Genomic DNA, 6,692 nt, shown 5'->3' with positions numbered 1-6,692 from the left:
GGTGTGACGATCGCAAAAGAAATTGAACTGGAAGACCACGTAGAGAACACGGGTGTGGCGCTGATTCGTCAGGCTGCCTCCAAGACCAATGATGCGGCAGGCGACGGCACCACGACGGCAACCGTGCTGGCTCACGCGATGGTGAAAGAAGGTCTGCGGAACGTGGCAGCAGGTGCGAACGCGATCGCCCTCAAGCGCGGCATTGACAAGGCAACGGGCTTCCTGGTGGACAAAATCGCGGCGCACGCTCGCTCTGTGGAAGATTCCAAGGCGATCGCGCAAGTCGGCGCAATCTCTGCAGGTAACGACGACGAAGTCGGCAGCATGATTGCAGAAGCGATGGATAAAGTCGGTAAGGAAGGCGTGATTTCGCTGGAAGAAGGCAAATCGATGACGACCGAACTGGAAGTCACCGAAGGGATGCGCTTCGACAAAGGCTACATCTCGCCCTACTTTGCCACTGACACCGAGCGCATGGAAGCGGTTCTGGATGAGCCGTTCCTGCTGATCACCGACAAGAAGATCACGCTGGTGCAAGACCTCGTGCCTGTGCTGGAGCAAGTGGCGCGTGCAGGTCGTCCGCTGGTGATCATTGCGGAAGACATCGAAAAAGAAGCATTGGCAACCTTGGTTGTGAACCGTCTGCGTGGCGTGCTGAACGTGGCAGCAGTCAAGGCTCCCGGCTTTGGCGATCGTCGGAAAGCTATGCTGGAAGACATCGCAGTCCTGACAGGTGGTCAACTGATCACCGAAGATGCAGGTCTGAAGCTGGATGCTGCCAAGGTAGACATGCTGGGTCGCGCTCGCCGCGTCACCATCACCAAGGACAACACGACGATCGTTGCTGAAGGCAACGAAGCAGCAGTTAAGGCGCGTGTTGAGCAAATCCGCCGTCAAATGGACGAGACTGATTCGTCCTACGACAAGGAAAAGCTGCAAGAGCGTCTGGCGAAGCTGGCTGGCGGTGTGGCAGTAATTAAGGTTGGTGCGGCAACGGAAACCGAAATGAAGGACCGTAAGCTGCGTCTGGAAGATGCGATTAACGCGACCAAGGCGGCTGTGGAAGAAGGCATCGTTCCCGGTGGTGGTACGACGCTGGCTCACCTGTCTCCCGAGCTCGAAAGCTGGGCAAACAGCAGCCTCAAGGGTGAAGAGTTGATCGGTGCAACGATCGTGGCTCGCGCTCTGGCGGCTCCTCTGAAGCGGATCGCTGAGAACGCAGGTCAGAACGGCGCAGTCATTGCTGAGCGTGTCAAAGAGAAGGAGTTCAACGTCGGCTTTAACGCTGCAACGAACGAATTCGTTGATATGTTCGAAGCGGGCATCGTGGACCCTGCAAAGGTGACTCGCTCGGCGCTGCAAAATGCGGCTTCGATCGCTGGCATGGTGCTGACGACTGAGTGCATTGTGGTCGATAAGCCTGAGCCGAAGGATGGCGCTCCAGCAGGTGCTGGCGCTGGCATGGGCGGCGATTTCGATTACTAAGAGATAGGCAATGGAGAATGAGGAAGTACCTCATTCTCCAAAGTCAAATAATTAAGGGCGATCGTCTCGTGAGGGGCGATCGCTTAGATTATGGAGAATTGCTTGACGAATTTAGTTCATCATCTTATAGAAAATGCACATTGGGGAACCGATGGACGGCACAAAGAAGCAATCCTTAGGGCTGATTTAAACAAAAAATATGGGGACAAGACACGCTTATCCCCATGACAAAGCCTTAACTTTCAAGCAATAAACTAGACGTGAATGAAGTTCAAGAAATTCTTGAAGACATCGACGTTTGCCAAGATGAAGTAAGCCACGATCGCGCCACCAACGCCACCGATCAAAAAGCCAGTTCCGTACTCATTCCAGCCTTCACCCGTCTTAAGCGCTTCTGGAGGGTTGGGGGTGGTGATGGTTACAGTCGGCGCAGGCGGATTGCTTGCACCATACAGCGAGATCGCAAGCGTAGAAATGATCAGCAAGCCAACGGTCGCAAATAGCGCCGTCAACGTGCCAACCTCAGTATCTCGCAGCGGATTGAACTTAGCAAAGGGGCCGACAATCCAATAGCCATGTGCCAAACCCACTTCCAAGCCTCGACGAATCGGGGTCAAGCCTTGGCGGTATGCGGGCAGATTGTTGATGTAGGCACGTACAAGCGGAGAAGAATTAATCGGAGTTGCCAAATTTCCATTTAGAGGATCATTTGCAGGGAAAACAACTTCACGATTTCTTGGATCGCTTGGACGATCTTTAGATCTGTCAATTGCTTCTACCATAAATTTTGTTTCTGTCTGGTATATCGCGAACAGGTTATCTTTGGAAGATTATCATAAGTGGATCTTCCATTTTTAAAGCTGAACGTTAAGAAGCATTAATTATTAACGGCTATTGCTTAACGATTGTTGGAGCTGCACCTGTAACGATCGCTCAGGCTCAATCAAAACACCAGACGTGTTTCGATGAACAGTAGGTTTGGAAGCATCACCTGAGCGTGCCCATAGTAGCCAGCGGCTCTTGTAGGGTAGCGCGCCAAGGCTGTCTGGGTTTTGCGTCAGCCAAATCGTAGGAGCGCTAGGAAGCTCACTCTGGGAGGTTTCAGCAGCGGCGATCGCGGCGAGGACTTCCAGAACCGCTTGATTGCCTTGAATCAGCCCAGTACCCGCTGTCCAGAGTTTAGCGCTGAGATTGTGACGGTAGGCGTAGAAGTAGAGCGATGCAGCAGCAATCACCGCCTGCTCAAAGTCTTCGGGCTGCCACACCGTCGCGCTGTCCAAGCCGATGACCAGTTCCTGTCCGCCAGTGAAAGTTTCCAACTCACGCACCCGCAGTTCTCCGTAGCGGGCACTGGTGCGCCAGTGAATCAGGCGGGTAGAATCGCCCCAGCGGTAGGGACGCAGCGATCGAGTCAATCCCTCAGACGCAGCTTGAGCGCGACGATCGCTGCGAATCTGTACAGATTCGTCCTGTCCCATCTCGTCGATTAGAGGACACTGGCTCAGCGGTAGAACGGTCGGGTAGACGATCGCCCTTGCCTTGGCAGAGCGCGACCGACGACACCAAAACAGACCCAGCGGTGCTGCCGTCCGCAGGTGTACGAGCTGCCAACGGTAAATGCCGCGTCGCTGAGTGGGGTGCGTGTAGCTCCAGCGGTAGGTACTGCGGGGCGCGATCGTCTCAATTGAGTGAGAGACGGGTTGACCCAGCGCATCCGGCAGAACATCCTGCACCTGAATCAGATCTCTGGACTGTGGGGTCGGGTTTTCTAACAGCAGCTCGATCGTCAAGGCATCTCCGGCGCTGACGGGTTCGATCAAGTGGCGCTGCACTCGAAGACGATGCAGGTTACGCTCTGGCAGAACTGCCGCGATCACCAGCAGTGCGGCTCCGATCCCGCTCATGACATACAGCCAGCCTGCTAGAGTGTTTGTTGCTGAGAGAAAGAAAAATACTGACAGTCCACTCAGCAGCCAGCCACTGTAAGCCGGTGTTGCCCAATGAGTTTCCAACCAATGCACTAATCGCTTAACCTGATTCATAAGAAATGGCAACAAGAATTCTTAGGAATTCCGATCGCTGTAAAGTTACCCGATACAATGAAAAGAATATTTAGCGGTAAAACGTTGGTGCGCTTGTGCTGCGGTTGCTCAACCAGTGCAGCCGAACCCTCACAGTCTAGTTCACCTAGGCGTCCACTGCTAAATGCTGCCACCTTAGTTCGACCGATTTTCCCGTGGAAAGACCTACTAGGGAGACACCCATGAACAGCCCGGTACCTCCTCGCTCATCGGCAACCCCGCCGCCGCCGCCCGCGCCGATATCCGGAGGACGGTCTAAGCCAGCCAGCACGATCGAGCAGATGGTGCGCGATGCCCACGCTCGGCAGGCATCCGATATTCACATCCGCGTTAACGAAGTCCCTCGATTTCGCATCCGCGGACAGATGTTGCCATTTAAGGAACATCCTCCAGTGACCACCGCTCTTTTTGAGCAATTTTTGGCTGAAGTTCTGACTCCCCAGCAGCGAAAGCGGTTTGAGGACGAGAAGGAATTGGATACAGCAATTTTCTATCCAGGGTTCCTACGCTGTCGCGTGAACTGCTTTGAGTCCCTCAATGGGGGCGCGATCGTGCTGCGATTGATCTCGCTGGAAGTGCCCTCGATCGACGGACTGGGATTGCCGCAGGTGATGAAGCAGTTGGTAGGTCATCCGCAAGGCTTGGTGCTAATTACGGGTCCAACGGGGTCTGGTAAATCAACGTCGCTGGCGGCGATGATTCGGCACCTGAACGATACGATGACGCGCCACGTGGTGACGATCGAGGACCCAATTGAGTATGTTCACTCGTCGAATCGCTGTTTGGTCAGTCAGCGTGAGGTAGGACTGCACACGCTAGAGTTCCACCAAGCGCTGCGGGCAGTGCTGCGGGAAGACCCTGATGTGATTCTGATTGGGGAAATGCGCGATCGGATTACGGTAGATACAGCGCTGAAAGCAGCGCAAACGGGTCACTTGGTGCTGGCAACGCTGCACACGCGCAACGCCATCAACGCCCTCAACCGTTTGCTCAACATCTACCACCCTGAAGAGCAGCACGCGATGCGGATTCAGATTACTGAGTCGCTGCTGGCGGTGCTGGCTCAGCAGTTGGTCTCTACCACGGACGGTCGTCGGACAGCCGTTCACGAAGTCTTGATCAATACGCCCGCGATGGCGGATTACCTGCTGAAAGGTCAGGAAACTGACGCGTTTCAACTGATGGAAACTGACACGGGCAACGGCATGCAAATCATGAACCAAGCGCTATGCGACTTGGTGCTGCTGGGCAAGATCAGCCCGGACGACGCGGTACAGGCATCGTCCGATCCCGGTGATCTGCGCCGTCGCGTTCGCAACGAGGGTTACGATCCGAGCCGATCGACCAACCGTGAGTTCGACCCATCGGGCGGACCAACCCGCGACTACCATCCGGTTTAAGCGAGGTCTGCTGGCGAATGCTGTCAGTAGATGCGGCATAAAGAAAAAAGGGGGCGTAGTTTACTACGCCCCCTTTTAATTCAGCTTTTTATCCAGTAGGTTGAGTTTCACTAGCACTCCACCCAATCTGCAGGTTGTTAGTGGTTTATCGTTTTGCCAGCTTCTTCGTCAGCTTACGCAAGCGGATCGACTCTGGGGTGATCTCCAACAGCTCATCGGGACCGATGTACTCCAGCGCTCGCTCTAGGCTCATGTCGATCGGTGTTTGTAGCTGCACCAGTTCTTCACCTCCGGAAGCGCGGTGGTTGGTCAACTGCTTGGTCTTGCAGATGTTTAGCTCCAGATCTTGCTGGCGGTTGTGCTCACCGACGATCATGCCCTTGTAGACCCGTGTGCCCGGCGTGATGAAGAACGCACCGCGATCTTCCGCATTCTTCATGGCGTAGAAGGTTGACGTGCCCTCTTCAAACGCAATCAGAACGCCGTTGCGACGCGCTTCAATCTCGCCTGTCAGCGGACGGTAGTCGAGGAAGCTGTGGTTCATAATGCCGTTGCCGCGAGTCAGGCGCATAAACTCACCCCGGAAGCCAATCAGCCCCCGTGCTGGAATTACAAACTCTAGCTGAGTGCGTCCGTTTGCGCCCACCTGCATGTCTTGCATTTCGCCTTTGCGCTGCCCCAGCCGCTCGATGCAGCTACCTACCGCGTCTTCAGGCACGTCCAGCACCAGAGTTTCGTAGGGTTCGCAGGGGTGACCGTTGACTTCGCGGTAAATCACCTGTGGCTGAGACACCTGGAACTCGTAGCCTTCGCGTCGCATTGTTTCGATCAGAATGCCGAGGTGCAGTTCGCCCCGACCCGATACAAGGAAGCGATCGGGCGAATCGGTCTCTTCAATCCGTAGCGCCACGTTGGTTTCCAGTTCGCGGTAGAGACGATCGCGAACCTGCCGCGACGTAACATAGCTGCCTTCCTGTCCAGCAAACGGCGAGTCGTTGACCGAGAAGGTCATTTGCAGCGTCGGCTCATCGACTTTAATCAGTGGTAGCGCCTGCGGATCGTTGGGGTCGGTAATCGTTTCGCCGATGTTAGCGTCTGCAAAGCCCGACACCGCAACAATGTTTCCAGCGGAGGCTTCTTCAATTTCAATTCGCTTCAGTCCTTCAAAGCCCATCAGCTTCGTAACCTTGGCTTTGATGATCTGACCCTTTTCATTGATGAGCGCGGCTTGCTGCCCCATACGGATGACACCGTTGTGCAGCTTGCCAATGACAATGCGACCCAGATAGTCGGAGTAGTCCAACGTTGTTACCTGCAATTGCAGCGGCTTCGTTGGATCGCCCACTGGCGGCGGTACGTGGCGCAGGAATGCGTCGAACAGCGGCTTCATGTCTACAGGTTCGTCCTCTAGGTGCTCGATCGCGTAGCCCGCTAGCCCGGACGCGAACAGGTAAGGAAACTCGCACTGGTCGTCATCTGCGCCCAGCTCCAGGAACAGATCGAGCACCTTGTCGATCGCGCCGTGCGGGTCTGCCTGAGGACGGTCAATTTTGTTGACAAGGACGATCGGACGCAGCCCCTTCTCCAGCGCTTTCTTCAGCACAAACCGCGTTTGCGGCATTGGACCTTCGTTCGCGTCCACAATGAGCAAACAGCCATCCACCATGCCTAACACCCGCTCTACTTCGCCACCAAAGTCGGCGTGACCGGGCGTATCCACAATGTT

The 6,692-nt window shown here is 55.2% G+C and carries 5 protein-coding genes; 2 read left to right on the top strand and 3 right to left on the bottom strand.

Translation table 11 applies throughout. From position 1 onward, the window contains the following. Positions 1–1,485 (top strand): chaperonin GroEL (gene groL / locus H6F43_RS15800; RefSeq protein ID WP_190343683.1); only part of this gene is annotated, 1,485 nt, incomplete at its 5' end. A gap of 254 nt (positions 1,486–1,739) precedes the next feature. Here the strand turns inward: groL and H6F43_RS15795 are convergent. Together H6F43_RS15795 and H6F43_RS15790 are read right to left on the bottom strand one after the other, a co-directional pair. Continuing rightward, positions 1,740–2,267 carry a photosystem I reaction center subunit XI gene (locus H6F43_RS15795; protein ID WP_190343682.1) on the bottom strand — a complete coding sequence of 176 codons (528 nt, stop codon included), beginning with the start codon at positions 2,265–2,267 and terminating at the stop codon, positions 1,740–1,742. Between the two features lie 102 nt (positions 2,268–2,369). Further along, positions 2,370–3,527, bottom strand: coding sequence for a DUF58 domain-containing protein (locus H6F43_RS15790; RefSeq protein WP_190343681.1), 1,158 nt, complete (start codon positions 3,525–3,527; stop codon positions 2,370–2,372). Positions 3,528–3,748: 221 nt separating this feature from the next. Between H6F43_RS15790 and H6F43_RS15785 the strand changes: the two genes are divergently transcribed. Beyond that, on the top strand, positions 3,749–4,966 hold the full coding sequence (locus H6F43_RS15785) for a PilT/PilU family type 4a pilus ATPase (RefSeq protein WP_190343680.1): 1,218 nt from the start codon (positions 3,749–3,751) through the stop codon (positions 4,964–4,966). A gap of 145 nt (positions 4,967–5,111) precedes the next feature. On the opposite strand, the gene typA is transcribed toward H6F43_RS15785, so the two are convergent. Then, positions 5,112–6,692: translational GTPase TypA (gene typA, locus H6F43_RS15780; RefSeq protein ID WP_190343679.1), on the bottom strand; the 1,581-nt coding region annotated here is incomplete at its 5' end.

Origin of the sequence: Leptolyngbya sp. FACHB-36, assembly GCF_014695955.1 — a bacterium.
Taxonomy (GTDB): Bacteria; Cyanobacteriota; Cyanobacteriia; order Leptolyngbyales; family Leptolyngbyaceae; genus FACHB-36.
Note: the sequence above shows the minus strand (reverse complement) of the source record. Positions and strands in the feature narration are given on the sequence as shown.

Coding starts and splice junctions, on each gene's coding strand:
- H6F43_RS15795 (WP_190343682.1), bottom strand. CDS start 2,267: ATGGTAGAAGCAATTGACAGATCTAAAGATCGTCCAAGCGATCCAAGA.
- H6F43_RS15790 (WP_190343681.1), bottom strand. CDS start 3,527: ATGAATCAGGTTAAGCGATTAGTGCATTGGTTGGAAACTCATTGGGCA.
- H6F43_RS15785 (WP_190343680.1), top strand. CDS start 3,749: ATGAACAGCCCGGTACCTCCTCGCTCATCGGCAACCCCGCCGCCGCCG.